Consider the following 25,761-nt stretch of genomic DNA (forward strand, 5'->3'; position numbering starts at 1 on the left):
CAGTTTAGCGAAGCTAAATGTTAGATTTTGCAAGTGAGGGGGTACCCCCTCACCTGCGATTTCTAGCACTTGGCTCACGCCAAGATGCTGAAATCGCTTCCTCTCCCACAAGGGGAGAGGCGGCGCAGGGGGCTAGGACATGCAGAACGCAGACTACATCATCATCGGTTCCGGCTCGGCGGGCTCGGCGCTTGCCTATCGCCTGTCCGAGGACGGCAAGCATACGGTGCTGGTGCTGGAATATGGCGGGTCGGATGTCGGGCCGTTCATCCAGATGCCGGCCGCACTCGCCTGGCCGATGAGCATGAAGCGCTATAACTGGGGTTATCTCTCCGAGCCCGAGCCGAACCTCAACAACCGGCGCATCACCGCGCCGCGCGGCAAGGTGATCGGCGGCTCATCATCGATCAACGGGCTGGTCTATGTGCGGGGACACGCCGAGGACTACAACCGCTGGGAAGAGCTTGGCGCGCGCGGCTGGGCCTATGCCGACGTTCTCCCCTATTTCAAGCGGATGGAAACCTCCGACGGCGGCGAGGCCGGATGGCGCGGCACCGACGGGCCGCTGCATGTGCGGCGCGGGCCGGTCAACAACCCGCTGTTCCATGCCTTCATCAAGGCCGGCGAGCAGGCCGGCTTCGAGACCACCGAGGACTACAACGGCTCCAAGCAGGAAGGCTTCGGCCTTATGGAGCAGACGATCCACAAGGGGCGGCGCTGGTCCGCGGCGAATGCCTATCTGAAGCCCGCGCTGAAGCGACCGAACGTGTCGCTCACCCGTTGCTTTGCCCGCCGCGTCATCATCGAAAACGGTCGCGCCGTCGGTGTCGAGATCGAGCGGAACGGAAAGATCGAGGTGGTGCACGCCAACCGCGAGGTGATCGTCTCGGCCTCGTCGTTCAATTCGCCGAAACTGCTGATGCTGTCAGGCATCGGACCGGCGGCGCATCTGAAGGAGATGGGGATCGAGGTCGTCGCCGACCGCCCCGGCGTCGGCGCCAATCTGCAGGATCATATGGAATTCTATTTCCAGCAGGTCTCGACCAAACCGGTGTCGCTCTATTCCTGGCTGCCGTGGTTCTGGCAGGGGGTCGCGGGGGCGCAATGGCTGTTGTCCAAGGGCGGGCTTGGCGCCTCCAACCAGTTCGAGGCCTGCGCCTTCCTGCGCTCCGCGCCCGGGCTGAAGCAACCGGACATCCAGTATCACTTCCTGCCGGTCGCCATCTCCTATGACGGCAAGGCGGCGGCCAAGAGCCATGGCTTCCAGGTGCATGTCGGCTACAACCTGTCGAAGTCGCGCGGCGCAGTCACGCTACGCTCGCCCGAGCCGATGGCCGATCCGGTGATCCGCTTCAACTATATGAGCCATCCGGAAGACTGGGAGAAGTTCCGCCATTGCGTGCGGCTGACCCGCGAGATCTTTGGCCAGCAGGCCTTCGACCCGTTCCGCGGGCCGGAGATCCAGCCGGGCGAAGGCGTGCGAAGCGACGAGCAGATCGACGCCTTCCTGCGCGAGCACCTGGAAAGCGCCTACCACCCCTGTGGCACGTGCAAGATGGGGCTCCCGGATGATCCCCTGGCGGTCGTCGACCCGGAATGCCGAGTGATCGGCATCGAAGGACTGCGCGTCGCGGATTCGTCAATTTTCCCGCATGTGACCTACGGCAACCTCAACGGCCCATCGATCATGACGGGGGAAAAGGCCGCCGACCACATCCTCGGCCGCCAGCCCCTACCCCGCTCCAACCAGGAACCGTGGACCAATCCACGCTGGCAGACGAGCGACCGCTAAGGCTCAGTGATAGTCGTCCTCGCGCTGGTGGCGGACGGCGAGGATGGTGACTGTCTTGGCGTCCTCGATTTCGAAGAGGGCAATATAGCCACCCGCGCCAAAGGGGATGATCAGTTCTCGCAGGAAACTGTCGTTCCCGGGCGCCTTGCGCGCCGCAAAGGGAAATTCGCGGAGCCCGTCTATCGTGCGGATGATGACCTCCACGGCCTTCTCAGTGGCCAAGGCATCCCGCTGCAGCAGGAAAGCGTAGAGGCGCTTAATGTCCGCGCGCGCTCCCAGGCTGTAGCGCAATCTATAGCTCATTGCCCGAGTTCAGCCTTCTTGGCCGCGAGCATGGCCCTCAGTTCGGCATGAACCTCATCGGCATCGAAATAGATGCCCGTTCTCTTTCCATGTTCGCGCGACGCCAGCCCTCGGGCGATGAACTCGGCCTGGGTCTTGCGGTAGTGGATCTGCGCCTTGACCGAATTCTCGACGAAGGCAGAGAGGCTTTCGCCCTCCTCGAGCACGCTTTCGGCGGCGGCCCGCAATTCGGGATCGACGCGGAGCGAGGGAAGCGTTGCGGTCTTCATGGGAACCTCATGCGTTGCAAATGCGATGCAGAGTGCGCGCCGATGGTAAGAACGTCAATCCCGCGACTTTACTGCCCGAACAGCTTCCACCTTGTCGGGCGAAAACGGATGTCGGCGCCGACGGCGACGGGGGCGTCGAGGGGGACCTCGATCTCCAGGTGATGGGGCTCATGGCCGTTGTTTGCGACGTCGATCTCGGCGATGCGCGTGCCGGCAAGGCGGCGGCAGGCGGTGACCTTGCCGTAGAGCGAGTGGCTGTCGGTGGTGACCTCCACGTCCTGAGGGCGGAAGAACAGCTCGCCCGGTCCCTCGCCGTTCTCGGACGTGCCGATCGGTTCGCCCTGGAACAGCACCGTCTTGTCGCGGACCGTGACGGGCACATGCGAGGACTCGCCGATGAAGGAGAAGACGAAGGGCGAATTCGGCGTGTCGTAGACATCGTCGGCCGTGCCGACCTGCTCGACCTTGCCCTGGCTCATCACCACCACCCGGTCGGCAAGCTCCAGCGCCTCTTCCTGATCATGGGTGACGAAGAAGGTGGTGTGGCCGGTGCGGTCGTGGAATTCCTTCAGCCAGCGGCGCAATTCCTTGCGCACCTTGGCGTCGAGGGCGCCGAAGGGCTCGTCGAGGAGCAGCACGGTCGGCTCGATCGCCATGGCGCGGGCGAGCGCCACGCGCTGGCGCTGGCCGCCGGAGAGCTGGGCCGGATAGCGCTTTTCCAGGCCGGTCAGGTGGACCATTTCGAGAAGATCCGAGACGCGTTTCCTGATTTCATGGGTCGGCGGGCGGTTGGCCTTGGGGCGGACTTTCAGACCGAAGGCGATGTTCTCGGCCACCGTCATGTGGCGGAATAGCGCATAGTGCTGGAAGACGAAGCCGATATGGCGCTCCTGCACGCTCTTTTCCGAGGCGTCCTCTTCGCCGAAGAAGATCTTGCCGGCGGTCGGCTGCTCGAGGCCAGCGATCAGGCGCAACAGCGTCGTCTTGCCGGATCCGGACGGCCCGAGCAGCGCGATCAGTTCGCCGGAACGGATCGACAGCGACAGGTCGGAGAGAGCCGGGAATTGGCCGAACTCCTTTCGGATATTGGCGATCTTGACGTCCATCGGCTGAGACCTTTCAGTGTTTGCGGCTTGCCGCGATCGCGTGGCCGTAGCGAAGTTCCAGAACGGTCTTCAGCGCCAGCGTCACGAGGGCAAGGAGAGCAAGGAGCGTCGAGACCGCGAAGGCCGCGACAAAGTTGTATTCGTTGTAGAGGACCTCGACATGCAGCGGCATGGTCTCGGTCAAGCCACGCACATGGCCGGAGACGACCGACACGGCGCCGAACTCGCCCATGGCGCGGGCGTTGCAGAGCAGAACGCCGTAGAGCAGGCCCCATTTGATATTGGGCAGCGTCACGTACCAGAAGGTCTGCCAGCCGCTGGCACCGAGCGAGAGCGCCGCCTCCTCGTCGCCGGTGCCCTGCTCCTGCATCAGCGGGATCAACTCGCGCGCGACGAAGGGAAAGGTGACGAAAATGGTGGCGAGCACGATGCCCGGCACGGCGAAGAGGATCTCGATTCCGTAGCTTTTGAGGAACGGGCCGAGCAGGCTCTGCGAGCCGAACAGCAGCACATAGACCAGTCCGGAAATGACCGGCGAGATGGAGAAAGGCAGGTCGATCAGGGTGATCAGGAAAGTCTTGCCCTTGAACTCGAACTTCGCGATCGCCCAGGCGGCGGTCACGCCGAACACCAGGTTGAGCGGCACGGCGATCGCCGCGACCGTCAGCGTCAGCCGGATGGCCGAGAGCGTATCCGGATCGCCGAGCGCTTCGAAAAAGGCGGGCACGCCCTTTCGGAAGGCCTCGATGAAGACAAGGAGGAGCGGCAGAAGCAGCACGAAAGCCAAGAAGGCGAGAGCCACGGCCATCAGCGAAAAGCGCGCGAGCGGGCTTTCGGTCGAGGCGTCGCGGAAACGGGTTCGGCGCGGAGAGACAGCCTCAGCGGACATTGGCGTATCTCCTCCGGCTCCACATTTGCAGCAGGTTTATGAAGAGCAGCATGGCGAAAGAGATCAGGAGCATGATGCAGGCGATCGCGGTTGCGCCGGCATAGTTGAACTCTTCCAGGCGGATGACGATCAAGAGCGGCGCGATCTCCGAGATGTAGGGAATATTGCCGGCAATAAAGATGACCGAGCCGTATTCTCCGACGCCGCGAGCGAAGGCAAGCGCGAAACCGGTCAGGATCGCGGGCGTCAGCGCCGGAAGGACAACGATGCGCAGCGTCTGGAGGCGGGTAGCGCCAAGAGTGGCAGAGGCCTCCTCAACCTCGCGGTCGAGCTCCTCCATCACCGGCTGAACGGTGCGCACGACGAAGGGCAGACCGACGAAGACCAGTGCGACGACGATGCCGACCGGAGTAAAGGCGACCTTGAGTCCCAGCGGCGCGAGCAGCGACCCGATCCAGCCATTCGGCGCATAGAGGGCTGCCAGCGAAATGCCGGCGACGGCCGTCGGCAGGGCAAAAGGCAAATCGACCACCGCATCGAGCAGGCGGCGGCCGGGGAAGTCATAGCGCACCAGCACCCAGGCGACGATGACGCCGAACACGGCGTTGATGGCGCCGGCCGCGAGTGCCGAGCCGAAGCTCACTTTCAGGGCGAGCATGGTTCGCTCGTCGGTGGCGATCGTAAAGAATTCTTCCCATCCGAGCGAGGCCGAGCGCCAGACCAGACCCACCAAGGGGATCAGGATGATCACCGTCAGATAGAAGATGGTGTAGCCGAGCGTCAGCCCGAAGCCCGGCAGGATGCTCGGTTGCCGCCAGTTTTTCATCATGTGTCCCGTCGTCATTCCCGTGTCCGGTTGCTCATAATGCCGCGAATTGCGCCAGCGACAAGCCCCGGCCTCGTCGGGAGGTCGGGGCTGGGCCGGCAATTGGACGGCCGATTACCGGGCTGGCCGGTAGATCTGATCGAAGATCCCGCCATCGTCAAAGTGGATCGGCTGCACCTTGGCCCAGCCGCCAAACATCGGATCGTCGATGGTCACGAGGTCGATCCGGGCGAATTTCTCCAAATCCTCGGCCGCCACGACTCGGGCTTTGACGGGCGATAGAAATGCTTCGCCGCAATCCTCTGCCCCTCTTCCGAATAGAGATACTGGAGATAAGCTTCGGCGACCTTGCGCGTGCCCTTGGCATCGACATTTCCGTCGACCACGGCAACCGGAGGTTCGGCGAGAATCGACTGCGGCGGCGTGACGATCTCGAAACTGTCCTCGCCGAATTCAGCGCCGGCAAGATAGGCCTCGTTTTCCCACGCAAGCAGCACGTCGCCGATCTGGCGCTGGGCGAAGGTGGTCAGAGAGCCACGAGCGCCGGTGTCGAGAACGGGGGCTCGCTTGAACAGCTCGGCGACGTAATCGCGCACCTTGGCTTCGTCGCCACCATATTGCTTGTAAGCCCAGGCCCAGGCCGCGAGATAGTTCCAGCGCGCGCCGCCTGAAGTCTTCGGGTTGGGCGTGACGATCTGCAAGTCTCCCGTCACCAGGTCGCCCCAGTCCTTGATGCCCTTGGGATTCCCCTTGCGCACCAGGAAAACGATCGTCGAAGTATAGGGCGAAGAGTTGTTCTCCAGGCGACCGCGCCAGTCCTTGGCGATCTTGCCGGTCCTTTCCGCGATGGCGTCGATGTCGCCTTCGAGCGCCAGGGTCACGACATCGGCGTCGAGGCCGTCTATCACCGAACGCGCCTGCTTGCCGGAACCGCCGTGGGACTGGCGGATGGTCACGCTTTCGCCTGTCTCGGCCTGCCAATGCTTGGCGAAGGCGGCATTGTAATCCTTGTAGAGTTCCCGGGTGGGGTCGTAGGAGACATTCAGCAGTGTTGTATTGGCATGGGCCGAAACGACGAGACCGGTCGACAGGGATAGTCCAACAAGGAACCTAGCCAGCTGTTTGGTAAAGCTGTTCATCGCAACCTCTCCTTTGCTCATTTCCTGAAGTTAAGACTACTGGACAGGTCGTGTTAGTCAACGCGAGCGGAAAAATAGCAAAACGGTACCCCACCCAGCGGGGCGACGGAAAACGAGGCTCCATCCACAGTGGAAGAACGCAGGTAGTTTCGTTCACAAAACAGCGCTATCACAGAAAAGCCGCGTTGGCGAAAACGGTCGAGCGACCGTTCGTCCGCGAGAATTCTCAGGCGCGAGCAGCCCGAATTATGCCTTGCCGTCGATTGCGATCGGCACCCGTATGCTCTCGATCGCATCGACGATCGTGGTCGAGAAAAGCACCGAGCGCGTCTCGTCGGCGACACGGGCGAAGACATGGCGGACCTCGCAATCGCTTTCGCCACTGCAATCCTCGCAACGGCGGTAGGCCGTGAGCGACAGGCAGGGCAGAGGCGCGATAGGCCCGTCGATCAGGCGCAGCACTTCCCCATAGGTGATCTCGTCCGCAGGCCTGAGTAGCAGATAACCGCCCTGCTTGCCACGACGGCTGGTGACCATGCCGTTGTGCTTCAGGTCCAACAGGATCTGCTCGAGAAATTTCTTTGGGATCTTCTGCCGTTCGGCAATTTCGGAAATCTGCAAGGGGGCACCCGCCTCGGCGCGCGCCAGGGCCGAAAGCGCTCGCAAGGCGTATTTGGCTTTCTGCGAAATCATCGACGAACCGCTTGCTGGCCGGCACGGTCCGGCGACCGCGTGTTTTGCAGCGTTTAGCCCAGTTCGCATGGAAAAACAAACTGGCGCCGGCTATTTTGCGGGCGGACGAGGGAGCGGACATGGCGGCGGCTTTTCTTCCGAAAGCGCCCGCGAGAGAGATATTTGCTCGCCGGCCCAGTTGTTTGGGAATGGCTGTTTCTCGTCCCGCCGGCATTTTGTTGCGATACTTTCACACAGCTCAGCTAGCAGGATCGGCACATGACCTCCCAAGACCAACAGATGCGCGCGGCACGGCTCGATGCCGAACTGGCCAGTCTCGACCTTCCCGGCCGGCTGGCGCTCGTCGCCACGTTCGGCGGCCGCGCCGTCTTCACCACCAGCCTCGGCATCGAGGACCAGGTGATCACCGCCGCGATCGGCCTGGCACGACTGCCGATCGAAGTCTCGACGCTCGAGACCGGCCGGCTGTTCAAGGAGACAGTCGACCTGATCGGCGAAACCGAGGAGCGCTTCGGTATCGAGATCAGGCGCTTCTATCCGGAACAGGACGACATCGACGCCTATGCGGCGAAGTACGGCCTGAACGGCTTCTATGAGAGTGTCGAGGCGCGCCACGCCTGCTGTCATGTCCGCAAGCTGGTGCCGCTGGCCAAGGCCCTTTCCGGCGCCACCCTGTGGGTCACCGGCCTTCGCCGCGGCCAGTCGGGCAACCGAGCGACCACGCCCTTTGCCGAATACGACGCCGAGCGCGATCTCATCAAGGTGAACCCGCTGGCCGACTGGTCGCTCGCCGACATCGACGCCTATGTCGAGGCGCAGGCGGTGCCGACCAATCCGCTGCACAAGCGCGGTTACCCGTCGATCGGCTGCGAGCCTTGCACCCGGGCGATCAAGCCCGGCGAGCCGGAACGCGCCGGCCGCTGGTGGTGGGAGAACGACGAGAAGCGCGAATGTGGCCTGCACGTACCGGAAGCGGCAGGGACGCCGCTGGAACGCACGCCGGCCTGATTTTAGCGGCTTTGGCCCCTCACCCTGACCCTCTCCCCGCAAACGGGCAGAGGGGACGGAAACGGCGCCGCCTGTCCCTTCTCCCCCGTTTGCGGGGAGAAGGTGGCGGCAGCCGGATGGGGGCAAAGCCCGAGACTTACAGTCGGATATGATTCCGATCCAAGGACAAGAGACAATGCATCATTCGGAATTCGACCCCCATTCCAAGGACCAGCCGGCCAAGCCGCCGCTCGATCCGCACCTGAAGGCGCTGGAGAACGAGGCGATCCACATCTTCCGCGAAGTGGCCGCCGAGTTCGACAAGCCGGTCATGCTCTATTCGATCGGCAAGGATTCGTCCGTGCTGCTGCATCTGGCGCGCAAGGCCTTTTACCCCGGCCGCGTGCCCTTTCCGCTGCTGCATGTGAACACCGGCTGGAAGTTCGCCGAAATGATCGCCTTTCGCGATGAAATCGTCGAACGCTACGACCTCGACCTGATCGAGCACATCAATCCGCGCGGGGCGGCCGAAGGCGTCACCCCGTTCAGCCACGGTTCGGCGCTCTATACCGACATCATGAAGACGGAAGGCCTGCGCCAGGCGCTTGATGCCGGAAAGTTCGATGCCGCCTTCGGCGGTGCACGGCGCGACGAGGAAGCCAGCCGCGCCAAGGAGCGCATCTACTCCTTCCGCACGCCCGACCATCGCTGGGACCCGCGCAACCAACGGCCTGAACTGTGGAACATCTACAACGGCCAGATCCGCCGCGGCGAAAGCGTGCGCGCCTTCCCGTTGTCCAATTGGACCGAGGTCGACATCTGGCGCTACATCCAGGCGGAGGACATTCCGCTGGTGCCGCTCTACTATGCCGCCAAGCGTCCCTTCGTCGAGCGGGACGGCATGATGATCCTCGCCGAGGATCCCCGCCTCGAACTGCTGCCGGGCGAAGTGCGCCAGGAAGGCATGATCCGTTTCCGCACGCTCGGCTGCTTCCCGCTGACCGGCGCCATCCGCTCGACCGCCACGACGCTAGACGAGGTGATCGCCGAGCTTGAAATCGCCACCGTGTCCGAGCGCCAGGGCCGGGCCATCGACCGCGACCAGTCGGGATCGATGGAGAAGAAGAAACGCGAAGGATATTTCTGAGATGACCGCCGCCATTACAGCCCTCGCCGCCGAGCTTCCGGACGTCCATCCGGCCTTCGTGATCCGCGACACGCGCCCGCTGCGCCTCATTACCTGTGGCTCGGTGGACGACGGCAAGTCGACGCTGATCGGCCGTCTGCTGTGGGACACCAAGGCGGTCAAGGAAGACCAGGCGGCGACCCTCCACCGCGATTCGGGCAAGCAGAACGATCTCGGCCTGCCCGACTTCGCGCTGCTGCTCGACGGGCTGCAGGCCGAACGCGAACAGGGCATCACGATCGACGTCGCCTATCGCTACTTCGCCTCGGACAAGCGCTCCTTCATCGTCGCCGACACGCCCGGCCACGAGCAGTATACCCGCAACATGGCGACCGGCGCCTCGACCGCCGACCTCGCCATCCTGCTGGTCGATGCGCGCGCAGGCCTCTTGGAGCAGACACGCCGCCACGCCACCATCGCCTCGCTGATGGGCATCAAGCAGTTCGTGCTGGCGGTCAACAAGATCGACCTCACCCACTATGATCGCGCCGGCTTCGAGGCTATTTCACACGATTTCAAGACACTGGCGCTGTCGCTCGGCGTGCGCCAGGTGACCGCCATCCCGATGTCGGCACTGAAGGGCGAAAACGTCGTCTATTCCGGCCATGCCGTCATGCCGTGGTACGACGGACCGACGCTCGTCGAGGCGCTGGAGCTTGCCACCCTGCGTTCTTCCCAGACCACGGGCTTCCGCCTGCCGGTGCAGCGCGTCAGTCGTCCGGGCGAGAGCTTTCGCGGCTATCAGGGTACGGTCGCCGGTGGCGCTGTGAAGCCGGGCGACGGCGTGATGATCCTGCCGTCCGGTCAGATCGCCAACGTCAAGCAGATCGTCACCTTCGACCTCGTGCGCAACGCGGCGGTCGCGGGCGATGCCGTGACACTGGTGCTCGACCGGCAGGTGGACGTCTCGCGCGGCGACATGATCGTCTCGCTCGACGGCCAGCCGCAATCGGGCTTGTCCTTCGACGCACATCTCGTCGCGCTGCAGCCGGACGGCATCCAGCCGGGCAAGCGCTACTGGCTGAAGTCGGGGTCGCGCCGCCAGCGCGTGCAGGTCAATCCGGTTTCCCAGCTCGACCTGAAGTCGGGCAAGTGGAACCCGGCCGAGGCGCTTGCCATGAACGCCATCGGCAAGGTGCATCTTGCCTTCGACGAGGCGGCGATCTTCGATCCTTATGAGCAGAACCGCTCGACGGGCGCCTTCATCCTGATCGATCCGGACACCAACAATACGGTGGCCGGCGGCATGATCACTGCCAAGCGGGCCGATCTCGGCGGGCTGAACGCCAATGACGGCCGGGTAATCCTGTCTCTGCCGGCCGATCTCGCCGAACAGATCATGGCGACCGAACTGCTCGCCAGCCGTCGCGACGAGGTGGAAGCCCGCCGCGTCACCAATGGCGTCGCCCGCGACCTGTTCGACGGCATCGACGGCTGATCTCTCTCCCAGGACGCCAAGCGTCCCACATGCCCGCTCCCTCACCGGAGCGGGCCTTTTTTCGTCCGGATGGGAAGAGAATCATGCCTTATCGTCGCGGCGAACCGGAGCGCCGCGGGCGATATTCATCTCCTCGCGCGTCACCTGTCCATTGGCGTCGAGGATGGCGCGCCAGATGCGATTGCCGATCCGCAGGCTCAAACGGCTCGTCCCGACATCCTCGCCCTCGCCCACTTCGACCGTGCTCTTGACCAGGCCTTGCTCCTGGTGGCGACGGAATTCCGCCGCCGACAAGCCGAAGCGCTGAGCGAGTTCGGCCGGATCGAGGATGAAGTCACCATTGCTGTCGCGTTCGATCTGCATGACAATCCCCCCTTGTGCAAAGACCTACAATATGGACGCGAATCCGATCGGACGGTAGGGTTAAACGCGACACCTTCACTGGGGAAAATTCCAGGCCGTGAAGGTTTGCGCAAGGAGGCGGTATGTCCAACGAGCCGAACAGCAACGCCACGACCCCCGAATTTGCTTCACCCGCCTGCTTCATGCACGAGGTCGATCCTGGCTATATGGGCCTTTCGGCAAGCAACGACCGGCCGACCGACACCGCCAAGTGGCGCGCGGCGGAACGCCAGCGCCTGATTGCGGAACGCCTGGCGCTTTCCCAGGACGAGCGGCAAAGCGCTTCCGGCCTGATCGCCAAGGGTCTCGACCAACTCGTACCGGATGTCTCGGGAAAAGCGATCAGCCTGTACTGGCCGTTTCGCGGGGAGCCTGACCTGCGCGAATGGATGGCGGATGTAACACCGCGAGGGGGAACCTGCCTGCTTCCGCTCGTGGCCGGCAAAGGGCAACCGCTGGTCTTTCGCGCATGGAAAGCAGGCGACAAGCTTGAACGCGGCGTCTGGAACATTCCCTATCCGGCGGAAGGTCCCGAGATCATCCCCGACATTGTAATCGCACCACTGGTCGGCTTCGATCCGGCCTTTTACCGGCTGGGCTATGGCGGCGGCTATTACGACCGCACGCTCGCCGCCCACCCCGGAACGCCGCTCGTCATCGGGGTCGGCTATCAGCAGCAGGCAATTGCGACCATCCACCCGCAAGCCCACGACATCCCCATGCAGGCGATCGTGACGGAACGGGAGATCCGGACAGGAGCCTCCCCCTCCGGCTGACGGCGCCGCAAGAAAAATCCCGCCGCCGTGTCACAGGCGGCCAGGCTCGATCGTCATGGGGGCGTAACTCCCAAACAGGATGATGGAGGCCCTCATGACCAATAGCAGAGCAGTCCGATACGAAGTCGAAATTCCTGACGTGTTCAACGCGCTCCTCGGCGTGCATGCCGTGATGGACGAGACGGTGCCTGCGGCGTGAGGGGATGAGCAGTCAAGAAAAAAGCCCGCAAAAGCGGGCTTTTCTGGCTGGTCGGAGTGGAGTGATTCGAACACTCGACCCCCACGTCCCGAACGTGGTGCGCTACCAGGCTGCGCTACACTCCGTGCCAGCGGCGCCTCTATAGACCAGCGTTTTTTCCTGCACAAGCGGTGATTTCGAGATTTGCGTCAGAAAGACGAAAAATTCTCTGCAGCCGCGGCTTTGCTGGCGCCGGCAGCGTCCCGCAAAGCCCACAATTCCGCTCGAGCCGTGGCAGGCTGGCATCATCGAGAAAAAACATGCGGTATTCCCTGAGGACATGATTTCCTCGCCGCACGTTTGACGATAAAGCCTGAAACGGGAAACGTTGGCGATGGGCGGAGAATCAGGGTTCACCGGGACCACGTTTCGCCAATACGAGGTCAAGGGACAGAGAGATGAATTTCCGCGTGATCACCATGGCCGGCCTTGCGCTGGCACTTGCCGGATGCACCACAACGGGTGTCGCCAAGAACCCGATCGAAGCGCGCTGGAACGGCAAGCAGGCCGGCGCCTTCTTCGCAAGGTTCGGCCCGCCCGTGACCGATACCCAAGCCGGCGGTGCGACGCTTTACACCTGGCGCGGCGGATACAAGACCCGCGCCGTCCCTGCCGTCTACGAGGATCTCGGCAATGGCAAGAAGGGCAAGCTTCTGAAGTCGGCGCGTTCCGAATACCTGCGCTGCGAGGTCCATCTGACGGTCTCGCCCGACTACGTGATCCGCGGCGTCCGCACCGTGGTCGACAAACGCACCGACGGCAAAAGCTATTGCGAGGAATTCCTCGCCGGCGAGTGATCGAGCGCCCCCTCTTTCCGGAACAAGGAAAAGCGCTCGAGAAATCTCCCGGGCGCTTTTCCTTATGATCTTTCTGCCGTGACCGCAGGACAGAGCAGCAGATCGGCGAGATGCTTGCTGCGGAAACGGCGATTACGGGGCCTGGATTTCCAGATGTTCCTGCGTCTGTGGTGCTTTTAGCGGCGTCGTTTCGACATCCAAGTCCGAGGCGGCCATCTTGCCCACACCGGTTTCGATGGCATCCTGCAGATCCATCGTGAATTCGGACGGCAGCGCGATCCGCGTGCCGATGGCCAGAAGCCCGTCACCACCTCAATGGTGCGCTCCGCCATGGTATCGACGAGACGGTTTATCCCATCTATCCCGGCGTCCGTCGGCTTGCGCGCGTCACGGACGCCGCCGTTCTCTCGGTTGAACTTCTGCAGAGGGCGCCGTGGATGACGCCCTCCCAGAAGCAACAGAAAACCAACACGCCTCACAAACGCACTACCTACTGGAAGCAAGGTCGTTATACACGCGTTAGGGTTAACACTTGCCTTACAGGCCCCGAATTTTATGGTTAATAATCAGTATATACATGGAAGGAACGAAATCGGCCGCGATAGGGCGAAAGGCCGCCTGCGGCACCCACCTCCGCATGCAGCTTGCGGGATTGACGCCCCCCTCTTGACGATGTTCCCGCTTTGTTTCATTTGATCTCCATGGCCGTCAGCATCGACACCCTTGGCAAGGCAGTCCGACACCACATGCTCGTGGTGGCGACCTGCAAGCAGTGCGAGCGGCAGGCAAGGTTCCTGGCGAGCGATCTCGCCGGCCTCTATGGCCATGGCCGCGATCCGCGGACGCTGCCCTTTCGCTGCAAGGCCTGCGACCTCCGCGGCTGTCGGATCACTGTGATGGAATCACCCTTCGACCGAACGCACGAGACGATTGTCTGGCGGCCGGTGAAGGTGCGGGGTTAACGGTCGGCGGATCGATCGAAGCAGAGGAGAGGAAAATGACCGTCTGCGTTTCATTCACTTCGGGTTCAGCCGCAATCCTCTTAGATCCCCCTCGCCCGATGTTGGGCGTCCAGAGGATTGTCTCCAATGCATAAGCTGAAACTCGCCCTGATCGCTTCCACGCTTGTCCTGTCCGCCGGCGCTTCCCAAGCGGAAGATCTCGTCTTCACCTTGAAGAACGGCACGAATTCCGTGCTGAACAACTTCCACGCTTCGCCGGTCGGCGTCGACAAGTGGGAAGACGACATCTTCGGCCAGGACGTGCTGGAGCCGGGCGAGAGCATGCAGATCACCATCGCCGACGGCCGCGACGTCTGCAATTACGACATGCGCTTCGAATTCCAGGGCGACGATCTCGAAACCACGACCGACACGCAGAACCTCTGCGAGATGGGCGAATATACCATTCAGGAATAGGCGGCACACCTAGCCGGATTGATTCGGCCCGTCGGGAATCCCGGCGGGCCGCTTCATTTCGTGATTGGGACGTCGGCGGGCCATAAAGGCGGCGCTTCACCTGCCGCCGATCGGCTTCTTGCCCCTGAGCCTGATGGCGAGACCAATACCGATCTTGCTGGTGAAGATGGTGAGGGTGAAGGCGATCGGCCAAGCCATGGCAAACTGCCAGGGCCAGACATGTAGCCATTCCACGGTAGGGCCCAGGGCGATCAATGACATGATCCCGGACATCAAGGAGGCCATCATGAAGGTGATGAAGACTTGGGCGAGCAGCAGGGTTTTCTTGTCGAGCATAAGGGTCTCACTGTCTAAGGGTCGTGCGTGACAGGAGCCAGAAACCAGTCACGGCACCACCCTGGATTAGGGTTGGTGCCGTGGGTTCGCGAAAAGCGACTTTATCCCGCAATGCGGGGACCGGAATAACCACACCGGCCTCAAATTTTTTCGGCAAGCGCCTGCATAAAGCAGATGGCCGCGAAGTCAAGTTCGGCATCGGGAGAACTCCCTTTTGCCCTTGTCCCATCGGAAAGCGCATGGAAGATTGGGTCGACCTCAAGGAAGGACAAGCATGAAGCACATCATCGCCGCCGTTTTCGTCTCTACAGCTCTCGTCTTCACCGCTCTGGCCTCGCCCGCCGCAGCGGCGCTTTCTGGCTATTACGACAGCGCGGAAAAGATCGCCACGATCCTCTCCAGCAGTGCGGTCGCGGATGCCGTCGGCCAAGCGCCGGTTGGGTCGATATCCAACACCGGCACGCGCAAGGACGGAGCCAGTGAATGGCAGGTCCGCACCCAGGAATGCGATCTCACGGTCTATCTGATCCCGGTCTTGCCCGAAGGACCGGGCAAGACGACGTATCTTCTGGAAGCTCCGGGAGGGTGCGAGTGAGAGGGAACGGCGCAACGTGGCCGGAAGACGCAGTCCGCGCCGATTTGACAAGAAAGAATAGCAAACCATATATATTTACTGCGCAGCACAATCTTGTAACGGCGCGATGACGAAACGATATAATCGCGATGCAACTGACACGCTTTTCAGACTATGGCCTGCGGCTGATGATGATGGCCGCTGCCAACAGCGGGCGGCGCATCACGATCGAAGAGACCGCAAAGGCCTATGACATTTCGCGCGCCCACCTGATGAAGGTGGCGCAATTGCTGGTGCGCGAGGGCTTTCTCAAGGCGACGCGGGGACGTAGCGGCGGTCTCACCCTGGCGCGTCCGCCGGAAACCATCACCATCGGCGCCCTCGTGCGCGCCACGGAAACCGATTTTGCCATCGTCGAATGCATGGGACCGGGCAACCAATGCCGCATCACAGCGGGTTGCCGGCTGCGCGGCGTGCTTGGCAAGGCGCTGGGCGCCTTCCTGGAGGTTCTCGATGGCCATACGCTGGCGGAACTTGCCCTGAGGCCAGAGGATTTCGGCTTCCCCAAGGTGGCATAACGCTCCGCTCGGAAGGGGCGCTTCCTCGACGGACAGCCGATCGCTGCAGTGGCCAAGGCCTGATCCTGGAACCGCGACTTACTCCCTGACGGCATGCAGGCAGGCAATCAGTTCCCCCGCGCTAGCCTGGGCCCGCAGCCGGGAATCCTCGTCCTTTTCCCGTTCGGCCAGATCAAGATAACAGTCGAGCAGCAGTTCGCACAGCGACAGGAGGCGCGTCTCCACCCCTTCCGGCACGGCGTCCAGCACAGGCGAGCTACCAAAAGGCTGGGCAACGGCAGCTGCGCTGCGCGCCTGCGCCTGTTCCGCCAGTCCGCGAAACCGCTCGGCGCCTTTGGCCGCCCGGATCGCGCGCGCCTCCAGATGGTCCGACAGCCGAAGCTCGAGGGCGGCGAGTTCGGCGCGCACCGGACGGGCGCCCGAGCGGCGCAAATCGTGAAAAGCCCGACGCCGCTCACGCCGCAGCGTTGCGACATGGCCAAGCTCCTCCTTCGCCATACGTTCCGCCGCCTGGCGAATCTCGTCTGTGGGCGCGTTGGCGGAGACATAGGTCCAGAAGACGAAGGCGCGTTCTTCATTGCGCACCGCCATGGAAAAGGCCCGGTAGGAATTGAGCAATTCGGGCGCGACCAGTGCGGCGCCCTCGTCGTCAAACATCGGCTCCTGAAGATGGAGGACAGGCGGGGCGATGACGTTCGATTGCTCGATCCAGCGGTCGACATTGGCGAGATGTCCCTGCTCTTCCGCCGTCAAAGCCTCGAATACCGCGGCAAGGTCGGGGCGTTTCTCGAGACGCATTCGCTCGGCAAGCGCCACGTATCCGGTGATCGCCTCCTGCTCCATCGCCCGGGCGAGCGCCAGCAGTTCGTCCATTGAACCGACCGCCCAAGGCTCCTCTCTATTGTCCGTCATGGCACTCTCCCAGATCGCATATCAGGCCTCGCTCGACCCTACACATTATGCCCAAAAGATTCATGTTTTATATTTGATTTGAATCAACGAGTTTTTGCATTATGCTGAATAAACACGGCGTTACAGCGACAAGCGATTTTCAGAAAAAGACGAGGCCGATGATAAAGAGCGCGACAGTCCAGCACCGCAGCCACCGGCTTCCAGCCCCGCTTTTCACCCTCTTCGCTACCCTGGCCATCATCCTCCTGGCGCTTGCTTCCTTTGCATCCCCGGGCCACGCCGCCGGTCAGCTTGCCAGCTTTCTGGAAAAGGTCGAGCCCGGCGACCTGTTCGACGGAGCGGACCAATTCGGCGAACTCAGTGGTGATCCGCCGATCGCGCCGGTCATGCGCGGCGACGATCTCCTGGGCTATGCCTATCTCAACTCCGACTTCTCCAGTTCCATCGGCTATTCGGGCAAACCGATCCATATCGTCGTCGGCATCGATCTCAATGGCGTGATCCGCGGTTTCAAGCTGGTCGACCACAAGGAGCCGATCGTCCTGATCGGCATACCGGAGGAAAAGGTCGTCGCCTCCATGAACGCCCTGATCGACAAGGACATGGGGCGCGTCGCCTCGGGGGCGGAGCGCCCGCCGCAGGTGGATATCGTGAGCGGTGCGACGGTCACCGTGCTGGTCATGGGCGACAGCGTGTCGCGCGCCGCGGTGCAGCTCATTCGCTCCAATCGACTCGGCGTTGAACTGGCGACGGGCGTTGCTCCCATCACCGAGATTCGCAAGCTCGACCTGTCGAAGACCGAGACGAGCGATTGGCAGACCCTGCTTGGCGACGGCTCGGTGCGCAGCCTTCGCATGACCGTCGGCGAGGTTTCGGAGGCCTTCCGTGAGGCTGGGCAGACGGTTGCCGCCGACAAGCCGGAGACGAAGAACCCGGAGGACCGCTTCATCGATCTCTATCTGGCCCCCGTCAGCGTTCCGACCATCGGCCGGACCCTGCTGGGCGATGCCGCCTATGACCGGCTGGCCGGCAAGCTTAAGCCGGGCCAGTCCGCCATTCTCGTCGCCGGCGACGGGGCCTATTCATTCAAGGGCTCGGGCTATGTGCGCGGCGGCATCTTCGACCGCATCGAACTCCTGCAGAGCGGTCAGGGCGTGCGCTTCCGCGACCGGGACCACACCCGCATTCCCGCACTTGCCGCCGACGGCGCGCCGCGTCTGCGCGAAATCGCGCTGTTCGTGGTGCCGTCCGAATTCGCCTTCGACGTCACCCAACCGTTCGAACTGCAGATGCTGGTGCAGCGCAGCGCCGAGGGGCGCAACAAATCGGTCCTGCCCTATAATCTCTCCTACATCCTGCCGGACAGCTATGTGACCATCGAGCAGCAGCCGGCGCCAGCCGCGCCGCCGCCAGCGGCCGCTCCGGCACCGGGTGCCGCACATATACCGGGCCCGGGCAGCGACATGCTGACGGACCAGCAGATCGCCGACGGCCAGCCGCTTTGGATGCGCATATGGGACATGAACCGCATCAATATCGGCATCACCATTGCCGCGCTCCTCGTGCTGACCGCTATCTTCTTTTTCCAGGACTGGCTGGTGAAGCGCCCGGCGCTGTTTGCCTGGGTTCGCCGCGGCTATCTGCTGTTCGCGCTCGTCTGGCTCGGCTGGTATGCCAATGCCCAGCTCTCGGTGGTCAACGTGCTGACCTTCGCCAATTCGCTGATGACCGGCTTCAACTGGGAATTCTTCCTGTCCGCGCCGCTGATCTTCATCCTGTGGGCCGCGGTTGCCGCCGGACTGCTGTTCTGGGGCCGCGGACCGTTCTGCGGCTGGCTCTGCCCGTTCGGCGCGCTGCAGGAACTGACGAACAATATCGCCCAGTGGCTGAAGGTGCCGCAGATCCGCCTGCCCTGGGGGCTGCATGAACGCCTCTGGCCCATCAAGTACATGATCTTCCTGGGCTTGTTCGGCCTGTCGCTCTATTCGCTGGCGCTCGCCGAGATGTTTGCCGAGGTCGAGCCGTTCAAGACCGCGATCGTCCTGAAATTCGCTCGCGAATGGCCTTTCGTCATCTTCGCGCTGACCATGCTGGCGGCCGGTCTTTTCATCGAGCGCTTCTATTGCCGCTATCTCTGCCCGCTCGGCGCGGCACTCGCCATCCCCGGCCGTATCCGGATGTTCGAATGGCTGAAGCGCTATCCCGAATGCGGTTCGCCCTGCCAGCGCTGCGCCAAGGAATGTCCCGTCCAGTCGATCCATCCGGAGGGGCAGATCAATGTCAACGAGTGCATTTACTGCATGCACTGCCAGGAACTCTACCACGACGACCACCGCTGTCCGCACATGATCCAGGTGCGCCTGAAGCGGGAGAAATTCACGGCACTTTCGACGCCGGCCTCGAGAGGCGAGGCCAAGGCCAAGGTCGCCGTGACCCACAATGGCGCTCCGATCGGCAAAGCCGATGGCGCGTCGGAACAGACTGCGTAACCAACCAGCCAAGGAGAGGCAATCATGTCAAACGAAGAAAACAAGGTGCGCTTGAACAGGCGCCAGATGCTGGGATCCACGGCATTCGTGGCTGCGGCGGGGGCGGCGACCGTCGGCGGGGCGATCAGCCTTACCGGGGGCTCGGCAACACCGGCTGCGGCTCAAGGTGCCGACGGCCACAGTTACGAGGTCAAGCCGGGCGAACTTGACGAATACTACACCTTCTTCTCCAGTGGGCAGTCGGGCGAAGTCCGCGTCGTTGGCCTGCCGTCGATGCGCGAACTGATGCGCATCCCGGTCTTCAACCGTTGCAGCGCGACGGGCTGGGGCCAGACCAACGAAAGCCTCAAGATCCTGAGCGAAGGCATGTTGCCGGAAGACCGCGAATTCATGGCGGATCGCGGCGGCGTCTTCATGAACGGCGACCTGCATCACCCGCATCCGTCCTTCACCGACGGCACCTATGACGGCCGTTATCTCTATGCCAACGACAAGGCGAATACCCGCGTCTGCCGCATCCGCCTCGATGTGATGAAATGCGACAAGATCATCCAGCTGCCGAACCAGCATACGGTCCACGGCCTGCGCGTGCAGAAATATCCGAAGACCGGCTATGTCTTCTGCAATGGTGAAGACCGCGTGCCGATCCCGAACGACGGCAAGATCCTCGATGACCACAAGCAGTATCACGCCATCTTCACCGCCGTGGACGGCGAAGAGATGAAGGTCGCCTGGCAGGTGATGATCGACGGCAACCTCGACAACGTCGATTGCGACTATCAGGGCAAATATGCCTTCGCCACCTGCTACAACTCCGAGGAAGGCGTCACTCTCGCCGAGATGATGGGCAACGAACAGGACTGGATCGTCGTCTTCAATCTGAAGCGGATCGAGGAAGCTGTTGCAAAGGGTGACTTCAAGGAAATGGGTGGCGTTCCGGTCATCGACGGCCGTCACGGCTCGCCCTATACCCGCTATATCCCTGTGGCAAACAGCCCGCACGGCATCAACACCGCCCCGGACGGCATACACGTCGTTGCCAACGGCAAGCTGTCGCCGACCGTCACGGTGTTCGACGTGCGCAAGTTCGACGACCTGTTCGACGATGAGATCGAGCCGCGCGACTGCGTCGTCGCCGAGCCGGAACTCGGCCTCGGTCCGTTGCACACCGCCTATGACGGCAAGGGCAATGCCTATACGACGCTGTTCATCGACAGCCAGGTCTGCAAGTGGAACATCGAGGACGCCAAGAAGGCGTTCGCCGGCGAGAAGGTTGACCCGATCCGCCAGAAGCTCGACGTGCACTACCAGCCGGGCCATAACCACACGTCCATGGGCCAGACCAAGGAAGCCGATGGCAAGTGGCTCGTTTCGCTCAACAAGTTCTCCAAGGACCGCTATCTCAACGTCGGTCCGCTGAAGCCGGAGAACGACCAGTTGATCGACATCTCGGGCGACGAGATGGTCATCGTGCACGACGGCCCGTCCTTTGCCGAGCCGCATGACGCCACCATCGTCCATTCTTCGAAGATCAATCCGGTGCATGTGTGGGATCGCAACGACCCGTTCTTCGCCGATGCGGTTACCCAGGCTGCAGCCGACGGCGTCGACCTGATGAGCGACAGCACCGTCATCCGTGACGGAGACAAGGTCCGCGTCTACATGACCTCGGTCGCGCCGGCCTTTGGCCTGGAGAGCTTCCAGGTCAAGCAGGGCGACGAAGTCACCGTCTACGTCACCAATATCGACGAAGTGGAAGACCTGACCCACGGCTTCGCCATCATCAACTATGGCGTCAACATGGAAGTCGGTCCGCAGGCCACCGCCTCCGTCACCTTCAAGGCCAACAAGCCGGGTGTCTGGTGGTACTACTGCTCGTGGTTCTGCCATGCAATGCACATGGAGATGAAGGGCCGAATGTTCGTCGAACCGAAGGCGGCATGATGATCCTTCGTCCAATGACGAAAAGACTTGGAATGGCGGCCGTCCTGGCCGCCATTCCAGCCATGGCAGCGGCGGCGGAGCTTATCGTTTCGCCGGTCGGCCCAGCATTGCAGGAGGTTGTCGCCCAGGCGGCGCCAGGCGACGTGCTCACCCTCGAGCCGGGCGAATATGCCGGTCCAATCACCATCGACAAGCCGCTCGTGCTGGCCGGCAAGCCGGGCGCGACTGTGATCGGCAATGGTAAGGGCAGCGTGGTGACGATTGCCTCGCCCGGCGTCACCGTGAGGGGCCTTTCGGTGACCGGCTCTGGCCGTGACCTGACCTTGCGCGATTCCGGCATTTATGCCGCCAAGGAAGCGACCGGAGCAATCATCGAGGACAATACTGTTACCGACAACATGTTCGGCATCTATCTCTACGGCGCGGTTGATTCGATCGCCCGCAACAACCGCGTCGTCGGTCTGAAGTCCGGCCGCATGAGCCAGGCCGGCAGCGGCGTCACCATCTGGAACGCGCCAGGCGCCAAGGTGATCGGCAACGACATCCGCTTCGGCCGTGACGGCATTGCGACGACGGCAAGCAAGAACAATGTCTTCAGCGGCAACCGCTTCTCCGATCTGCGTTTCGCCATCCATTACATGTATACCAACGACAGCGAAATCAGCGACAATGTCTCGACCGGCAATTCGGTCGGCTATGCGATCATGTTTTCCAACCGGCTGAAGATCACCGGCAATATTTCCGACGGCGACCGCGACCACGGGCTCCTGATCAACTCGGCCAACGGTTCGGATATCCACGGCAACGTGGTGATCGGACGGATGCAACCTGTCGATCGTTGGCTCTCGGCCGGGCAACAGACCGGCGAGCACGGCGTTCCAGCATCCGATGGCACAGACGCGGCCGTCGTCGGGGACCAGCGTCTCGGGCCGGAAAAATGCGTCTTCCTCTACAATGCCAACCGCAATCGGTTCATGGACAACAGCTTCGAGAACTGCGCCATCGGCATCCATTTCACCGCTGGCTCCGAGGGCAACCGCATGAGCGGCAATGCCTTCATCAACAACCGCAATCAGGTCAAATATGTCGGAACGCGTTATCTCGACTGGTCGGATGAGGGCCGTGGCAATTATTGGAGCGACAATCCGGCCTTCGACCTCGACGGTGACGGCATTGCCGACAATCCCTACCGACCGAACGACCTGATCGACCAGGTGCTGTGGACCTCGCCGCAAGCCAAGATCCTGATGTCGAGCCCGGCCGTCCAGGTGATCCGCTGGGCCCAGGCCCAGTTCCCAGCTCTCCTGCCCGGTGGTGTGGTCGACAACCATCCCTTGATGGCGCCCATCGCGCCGAAGAAAGCATTTCAATGACGGCGACTGTGAGTACCGCCGGCGTTTCCAAACGCTATGGCGCAGTTCAGGCGGTGAAGGACGTGAGCTTCACCCTCAATGCCGGCGAGACTATTGCGCTCGTCGGCCATAATGGCGCGGGAAAGACGACGCTGATCAAGCTCATGCTCGGTCTGATCCGTCCGACCACCGGGACCATCAGCGTGCTCGGTGAAGACCCGGCGCGCGGCGATTTCCATGTTCGCCAGCGGCTGGGCTACCTGCCGGAAAGCGTGTCCTTCCACATGGCGCTGACCGGGCGCGAGACACTTTCCTTTTATGCCCGCCTCAAGCGCGTGACGCTTTCTTCCGCCGACGCCCTGTTCGAGCGCGTCGGCCTGGCGCAGGAAGCGGCCGACCGGCCGGTGCGCACCTATTCCAAGGGCATGCGCCAGCGCCTCGGCCTTGCCCAGGCGCTGCTCGGCGAACCGCGTGTCCTGCTGCTCGACGAGCCGACCAGCGGCCTCGACCCGGCACTTCGCCGCAACTTCTACGACCTGATCACCGATCTGCGCGCCGCCGGCGCGACGGTGCTTCTGTCATCGCATGCGCTGACCGAGCTCGAGGACCGGGCCGATCGCGTCATTATCGTCGATCGCGGCATCAAGATCGCCGACGGCACGCTGGACGAATTGCGCCACATCGCCCGACTGCCGACCCGCATCGGCGTCAGGCTGTCCGCTGACGATGCGGCTCCTGGCTGGACCTGGGGAGGCACCAACTGGAAGCGGACGGCAAGCGGACTTTTCGAGGCCAACGTGGCGCCGGAGGACAAGATCGCCCTGCTCCACGACATGACGGCCAACCCGTCCCTGCTCGCGGCGCTGACGGTCACAGAACCGACGCTCGACGAGCTCTATGCGCATTTTCTCAAAGGGCAGTCGCCAAAATGACGAATATCCTCATCATCGCCCGCAAGGAAATCCAGGAGGGCCTGCGCAATCGCTGGGTCCTGGCGACCACCCTGCTGCTTGCGGCACTCGCACTCACCTTGTCCCTGCTTGGCAGCGCCCCCACCGGCAATGTCGGCGTCAATCGCCTCGACGTGGTGATCGTCAGCCTGTCGAGCCTGACCATTTTTCTCGTTCCGCTGATCGCGCTGCTTTTGTCGCATGATGCGATCGTCGGTGAATCGGAACGCGGCACCCTGCTTCTGCTGCTGAGCTATCCGATCAGCCGAGCCGAGGTGATCTTCGGCAAGTTTCTCGGCCATCTGGCAATCCTCGCCTTTGCTACCGCAATCGGCTATGGTGCGGCAGTCGCGGTCCTGACCGTGACGGGCACCGAAATCGCGACCGACAGCTGGCGCGCCTTTGTGTCCATGGTCGGCTCATCCGTCCTGCTCGGCGCCGTTTTCCTTGCCATCGGCTACCTAACGAGTACGCTGGTGAGCGAGCGCAGCACAGCGGGCGGCATCGCCATCGGCATCTGGCTGTTCTTCGTGCTGATCTACGACATGGCTCTGCTCGGCGGACTTGTAGCGGCCCAGGGTCGCGCCGTACCGGCCCTGGTTCTCGATCTTCTGCTCGTCGCCAATCCGACCGACGTCTACCGGCTGCTCAATCTGGGATCCGGAAACGCCGGGGCACTTTCCGGCATGGGAGGCATTGCGGCTCATACGGGGCTCAAGGCACCGGTGCTGATCACCGCGCTCCTGCTCTGGACGATCGTGCCGCTCGGCTGCGCCACCGTCATCTTTTCAAGGAGGGAAGTATGAGACTTTCCATCACCATCGGCGTACTTGCCGCCTCGCTCCTGCTTTCGGCCTGCAACGGCAAGGAGGAGGCCGCCATGCCGCCGCCCTTCGCGCTCACAGAAGAGGCCATGGGCCGCTATTGCGGAATGAACGTGCTGGAACATGCCGGTCCCAAGGGACAGGTCATCCTGCAGCATATCCCCGAGGCCATCTGGTTCTCCTCGGCGCGCGACACGATCGCCTTCACCATGCTGCCGGAAGAACCGCGCGACATCGCCGCGATCTACGTCTCCGACATGAGCAAGGCACAAAGCTGGGACGAGCCTGGCGCAGAAAACTGGGTCGATGCCAAGAAGGCCTTCTATGTGATTGGAAGCACTCAGCGCGGCGGAATGGGCACCGAGGAGGCTGTCCCCTTCTCCAGCGAGGCTGATGCCCGGGCGTTCGCCGAGAAACACGGCGGCCGTCTGGTCCGTTTCGACGATATGCCCCAGGACTACATTCTCGGTTCGGGGGACGGAACGCCAGCGGACGCTTCCGCATTCGATCCGCCGGCCACCAGCGCAGACGCAGAGGGACACGAACATGGCTAACTCCATCACACGCCGCCGCGCGATCTGCATCATGGCTGCTACTGCGGGCCTGCCGCTCATTCCTTTCGGCGGAACGGCGTTCGCAGCTGTGGAGCCGACCATCTGGAAGGGTCAGGCGCTCGGCGCGCCGACAACGCTCATCCTCAATCATCCCGATCGGCCGAAGGCGGAAATGCTGATCCGACGCGTCGTCGCCGAGGTCGATCGGCTGGAATCGGTGTTCAGCCTCTATCGCGAGAGTTCGGCCCTCAGCGAGCTCAATCGACGGGGGGCGCTGGCAATGCCTCCGCCGGAGCTGGTCGCCGTACTTGACGCCGGCAGGAACGCCTGGGAGGCGACCGACGGCGTCTTCGATCCTTCGGTGCAGCCGCTATTTGCCCTTTACGCCCGTCATTTCGCCCGCTCCGAAGCGATGGCATCCGGCCCGTCCGCCGAAGAGCTGGAACAGGCCCTTGCCCTCACAGGCTTCAATGAGGTGCTCGTCAATCCAGACAGGATCGCCTTTGCCAAACCCGGCATGGCGCTGACGCTTAACGGCATCGCCCAGGGTTATGTCACAGATCAGGTCGTCGCCCTTTTGCGTGACGCCGGGATCGAAAGCAGTCTTGTCGACATGGGGGAGACCCGGGCAATTGGCGGGCAGCCCGACGGCTCGCCCTGGCGGGTCGGCGTTGCAGAGACCCAGTCGGATGCAGCGGCCGAGACGGTGCTGCCGCTCTTCAACAAGGCGGTCGCAACGTCCGCCTTCTCCGGCTTCCGCTTCGACCCGGCCGGGCGCTTCAGCCATATTCTCGATCCCCGCCGCGGTAGTGTCCCGCCACTTTACCGCCGCGTGAGCGTCATCGCACCCGACGCAACACGGGCTGACGCCTATTCCACGGCCTTCAGCCTCATGGACCGCGCGCGGATCGATATGGTTCTCGCGCGTCAACCGGATCTCGCCATCGACCTGACGGTCGCTTAGGCGCTTATTCCGGTCGACGCGGTGC

The 25,761-nt window shown here is 62.7% G+C and carries 27 protein-coding genes, 1 tRNA gene and 1 pseudogene; 17 read left to right on the forward strand and 12 right to left on the reverse strand.

What is annotated here, in order from left to right; genetic code table 11:
• The first annotated feature begins 139 nt into the window (after nucleotides 1–139).
• On the forward strand, nucleotides 140–1,792 hold the full coding sequence (gene betA, locus ACWPVA_RS11535; RefSeq protein WP_454287825.1) for a choline dehydrogenase: 1,653 nt from the start codon (nucleotides 140–142) through the stop codon (nucleotides 1,790–1,792).
• 3 nt (nucleotides 1,793–1,795) lie between these two features.
• On the opposite strand, the gene ACWPVA_RS11540 is transcribed toward betA, so the two are convergent.
• The 7 genes and pseudogenes from ACWPVA_RS11540 to ACWPVA_RS11570 form a co-directional block, all read right to left on the reverse strand.
• On the reverse strand, nucleotides 1,796–2,095 hold the full coding sequence (locus ACWPVA_RS11540; RefSeq protein WP_454287826.1) for a type II toxin-antitoxin system RelE/ParE family toxin: 300 nt from the start codon (nucleotides 2,093–2,095) through the stop codon (nucleotides 1,796–1,798).
• The gene (locus ACWPVA_RS11545) at nucleotides 2,092–2,364 is read right to left on the reverse strand and encodes a YlcI/YnfO family protein (RefSeq protein WP_454287827.1); all 273 of its coding nucleotides are present in this window, start codon (nucleotides 2,362–2,364) and stop codon (nucleotides 2,092–2,094) included. The genes ACWPVA_RS11540 and ACWPVA_RS11545 overlap by 4 nt, the downstream gene beginning before the upstream one ends.
• 68 nt (nucleotides 2,365–2,432) lie before the next feature.
• Nucleotides 2,433–3,470 carry a sulfate/molybdate ABC transporter ATP-binding protein gene (locus ACWPVA_RS11550; protein ID WP_454287828.1) on the reverse strand — a complete coding sequence of 346 codons (1,038 nt, stop codon included), beginning with the start codon at nucleotides 3,468–3,470 and terminating at the stop codon, nucleotides 2,433–2,435.
• Nucleotides 3,471–3,483: 13 nt separating this feature from the next.
• Complete coding sequence (cysW, locus tag ACWPVA_RS11555) at nucleotides 3,484–4,359, reverse strand: sulfate ABC transporter permease subunit CysW (protein ID WP_454287829.1); 876 nt, start codon at nucleotides 4,357–4,359, stop codon at nucleotides 3,484–3,486.
• Complete coding sequence (gene cysT / locus ACWPVA_RS11560) at nucleotides 4,349–5,203, reverse strand: sulfate ABC transporter permease subunit CysT (RefSeq protein ID WP_454287830.1); 855 nt, start codon at nucleotides 5,201–5,203, stop codon at nucleotides 4,349–4,351. Before cysT ends, cysW begins: the two co-directional genes overlap by 11 nt.
• Nucleotides 5,204–5,299: 96 nt before the next feature.
• Nucleotides 5,300–6,324: pseudogene (locus ACWPVA_RS11565) on the reverse strand (sulfate ABC transporter substrate-binding protein).
• Between the two features lie 246 nt (nucleotides 6,325–6,570).
• Complete coding sequence (locus tag ACWPVA_RS11570; RefSeq protein ID WP_454289576.1) at nucleotides 6,571–7,017, reverse strand: RrF2 family transcriptional regulator; 447 nt, start codon at nucleotides 7,015–7,017, stop codon at nucleotides 6,571–6,573.
• A 258-nt stretch (nucleotides 7,018–7,275) separates the two neighbouring features.
• On the opposite strand from ACWPVA_RS11570, the gene ACWPVA_RS11575 reads away from it, so the two are divergent.
• The 3 genes from ACWPVA_RS11575 (at nucleotide 7,276) to cysN (ending at nucleotide 10,628) form a co-directional block, all read left to right on the forward strand.
• Nucleotides 7,276–8,025, forward strand: a complete 750-nt coding sequence (locus ACWPVA_RS11575; protein WP_454287831.1) for a phosphoadenylyl-sulfate reductase — start codon at nucleotides 7,276–7,278, stop codon at nucleotides 8,023–8,025.
• Nucleotides 8,026–8,200: 175 nt separating this feature from the next.
• Nucleotides 8,201–9,151 carry a sulfate adenylyltransferase subunit CysD gene (gene cysD, locus ACWPVA_RS11580; RefSeq protein ID WP_454287832.1) on the forward strand — a complete coding sequence of 317 codons (951 nt, stop codon included), beginning with the start codon at nucleotides 8,201–8,203 and terminating at the stop codon, nucleotides 9,149–9,151.
• 1 nt (nucleotide 9,152) lies between these two features.
• On the forward strand, nucleotides 9,153–10,628 hold the full coding sequence (gene cysN, locus ACWPVA_RS11585; RefSeq protein WP_454287833.1) for a sulfate adenylyltransferase subunit CysN: 1,476 nt from the start codon (nucleotides 9,153–9,155) through the stop codon (nucleotides 10,626–10,628).
• An 81-nt stretch (nucleotides 10,629–10,709) separates the two neighbouring features.
• Here the strand turns inward: cysN and ACWPVA_RS11590 are convergent, their stop codons facing one another.
• The gene (locus ACWPVA_RS11590) at nucleotides 10,710–10,991 is read right to left on the reverse strand and encodes a DUF6522 family protein (protein WP_454287834.1); all 282 of its coding nucleotides are present in this window, start codon (nucleotides 10,989–10,991) and stop codon (nucleotides 10,710–10,712) included.
• 122 nt (nucleotides 10,992–11,113) lie between these two features.
• On the opposite strand from ACWPVA_RS11590, the gene ACWPVA_RS11595 reads away from it, so the two are divergent.
• The gene (locus ACWPVA_RS11595; protein WP_454287835.1) at nucleotides 11,114–11,806 is read left to right on the forward strand and encodes a 5-formyltetrahydrofolate cyclo-ligase; all 693 of its coding nucleotides are present in this window, start codon (nucleotides 11,114–11,116) and stop codon (nucleotides 11,804–11,806) included.
• 247 nt (nucleotides 11,807–12,053) lie between these two features.
• Here the strand turns inward: ACWPVA_RS11595 and ACWPVA_RS11600 are convergent.
• Nucleotides 12,054–12,130, reverse strand: a tRNA-Pro gene (locus tag ACWPVA_RS11600).
• A 312-nt stretch (nucleotides 12,131–12,442) separates the two neighbouring features.
• Between ACWPVA_RS11600 and ACWPVA_RS11605 the strand changes: the two genes are divergently transcribed.
• Nucleotides 12,443–12,841, forward strand: coding sequence for a hypothetical protein (locus ACWPVA_RS11605; RefSeq protein WP_454287836.1), 399 nt, complete (start codon nucleotides 12,443–12,445; stop codon nucleotides 12,839–12,841).
• 132 nt (nucleotides 12,842–12,973) lie between these two features.
• Here the strand turns inward: ACWPVA_RS11605 and ACWPVA_RS11610 are convergent, their stop codons facing one another.
• Nucleotides 12,974–13,096 (reverse strand): hypothetical protein, encoded by a 123-nt coding sequence (locus ACWPVA_RS11610; protein WP_454287837.1) that lies wholly within the window; start codon nucleotides 13,094–13,096, stop codon nucleotides 12,974–12,976.
• Nucleotides 13,097–13,524: 428 nt separating this feature from the next.
• On the opposite strand from ACWPVA_RS11610, the gene ACWPVA_RS11615 reads away from it, so the two are divergent.
• Nucleotides 13,525–13,803, forward strand: a complete 279-nt coding sequence (locus tag ACWPVA_RS11615) for a hypothetical protein (RefSeq protein WP_454287838.1) — start codon at nucleotides 13,525–13,527, stop codon at nucleotides 13,801–13,803.
• 126 nt (nucleotides 13,804–13,929) lie between these two features.
• A complete protein-coding gene (locus ACWPVA_RS11620; RefSeq protein ID WP_454287839.1) occupies nucleotides 13,930–14,259 on the forward strand; it encodes a hypothetical protein in 330 nt (109 codons plus the stop codon).
• Between the two features lie 96 nt (nucleotides 14,260–14,355).
• Here ACWPVA_RS11620 and ACWPVA_RS11625 read toward each other — a convergent pair whose 3' ends face one another.
• On the reverse strand, nucleotides 14,356–14,595 hold the full coding sequence (locus ACWPVA_RS11625) for a DUF2798 domain-containing protein (protein ID WP_454287840.1): 240 nt from the start codon (nucleotides 14,593–14,595) through the stop codon (nucleotides 14,356–14,358).
• Between the two features lie 274 nt (nucleotides 14,596–14,869).
• Between ACWPVA_RS11625 and ACWPVA_RS11630 the strand changes: the two genes are divergently transcribed.
• Together ACWPVA_RS11630 and ACWPVA_RS11635 are read left to right on the forward strand one after the other, a co-directional pair.
• Nucleotides 14,870–15,190: a hypothetical protein gene (locus ACWPVA_RS11630; protein WP_454287841.1), complete on the forward strand. Its 321-nt coding sequence runs from the start codon at nucleotides 14,870–14,872 to the stop codon at nucleotides 15,188–15,190.
• Nucleotides 15,191–15,318: 128 nt separating this feature from the next.
• On the forward strand, nucleotides 15,319–15,747 hold the full coding sequence (locus ACWPVA_RS11635; protein ID WP_454287842.1) for an RrF2 family transcriptional regulator: 429 nt from the start codon (nucleotides 15,319–15,321) through the stop codon (nucleotides 15,745–15,747).
• Nucleotides 15,748–15,825: 78 nt separating this feature from the next.
• On the opposite strand, the gene ACWPVA_RS11640 is transcribed toward ACWPVA_RS11635, so the two are convergent.
• Nucleotides 15,826–16,659 (reverse strand): ferritin-like domain-containing protein, encoded by an 834-nt coding sequence (locus ACWPVA_RS11640; RefSeq protein ID WP_454287843.1) that lies wholly within the window; start codon nucleotides 16,657–16,659, stop codon nucleotides 15,826–15,828.
• 158 nt (nucleotides 16,660–16,817) lie between these two features.
• Here ACWPVA_RS11640 and ACWPVA_RS11645 point away from each other — a divergent pair, with 158 nt between their 5' ends.
• Genes ACWPVA_RS11645 through ACWPVA_RS11675 form a run of 7 tightly spaced genes read left to right on the forward strand, consistent with a single transcriptional unit; the run spans nucleotide 16,818 to nucleotide 25,736 of the window.
• A complete protein-coding gene (locus tag ACWPVA_RS11645) occupies nucleotides 16,818–19,148 on the forward strand; it encodes a 4Fe-4S binding protein (RefSeq protein WP_454287844.1) in 2,331 nt (776 codons plus the stop codon).
• Between the two features lie 24 nt (nucleotides 19,149–19,172).
• Complete coding sequence (nosZ, locus tag ACWPVA_RS11650) at nucleotides 19,173–21,092, forward strand: TAT-dependent nitrous-oxide reductase (protein ID WP_454287845.1); 1,920 nt, start codon at nucleotides 19,173–19,175, stop codon at nucleotides 21,090–21,092.
• A gap of 32 nt (nucleotides 21,093–21,124) precedes the next feature.
• Nucleotides 21,125–22,465: a nitrous oxide reductase family maturation protein NosD gene (locus ACWPVA_RS11655; protein ID WP_454287846.1), complete on the forward strand. Its 1,341-nt coding sequence runs from the start codon at nucleotides 21,125–21,127 to the stop codon at nucleotides 22,463–22,465.
• The gene (locus ACWPVA_RS11660) at nucleotides 22,462–23,376 is read left to right on the forward strand and encodes an ABC transporter ATP-binding protein (RefSeq protein ID WP_454287847.1); all 915 of its coding nucleotides are present in this window, start codon (nucleotides 22,462–22,464) and stop codon (nucleotides 23,374–23,376) included. Before ACWPVA_RS11655 ends, ACWPVA_RS11660 begins: the two co-directional genes overlap by 4 nt.
• Complete coding sequence (locus ACWPVA_RS11665; RefSeq protein WP_454287848.1) at nucleotides 23,373–24,200, forward strand: ABC transporter permease; 828 nt, start codon at nucleotides 23,373–23,375, stop codon at nucleotides 24,198–24,200. Before ACWPVA_RS11660 ends, ACWPVA_RS11665 begins: the two co-directional genes overlap by 4 nt.
• The gene (locus ACWPVA_RS11670; RefSeq protein WP_454287849.1) at nucleotides 24,197–24,772 is read left to right on the forward strand and encodes a nitrous oxide reductase accessory protein NosL; all 576 of its coding nucleotides are present in this window, start codon (nucleotides 24,197–24,199) and stop codon (nucleotides 24,770–24,772) included. Before ACWPVA_RS11665 ends, ACWPVA_RS11670 begins: the two co-directional genes overlap by 4 nt.
• Nucleotides 24,765–25,736, forward strand: a complete 972-nt coding sequence (locus ACWPVA_RS11675) for an FAD:protein FMN transferase (protein ID WP_454287850.1) — start codon at nucleotides 24,765–24,767, stop codon at nucleotides 25,734–25,736. Before ACWPVA_RS11670 ends, ACWPVA_RS11675 begins: the two co-directional genes overlap by 8 nt.
• Nucleotides 25,737–25,761 lie beyond the last annotated feature (25 nt).

The sequence above is a fragment of the Rhizobium arsenicireducens genome, assembly GCF_964021225.1.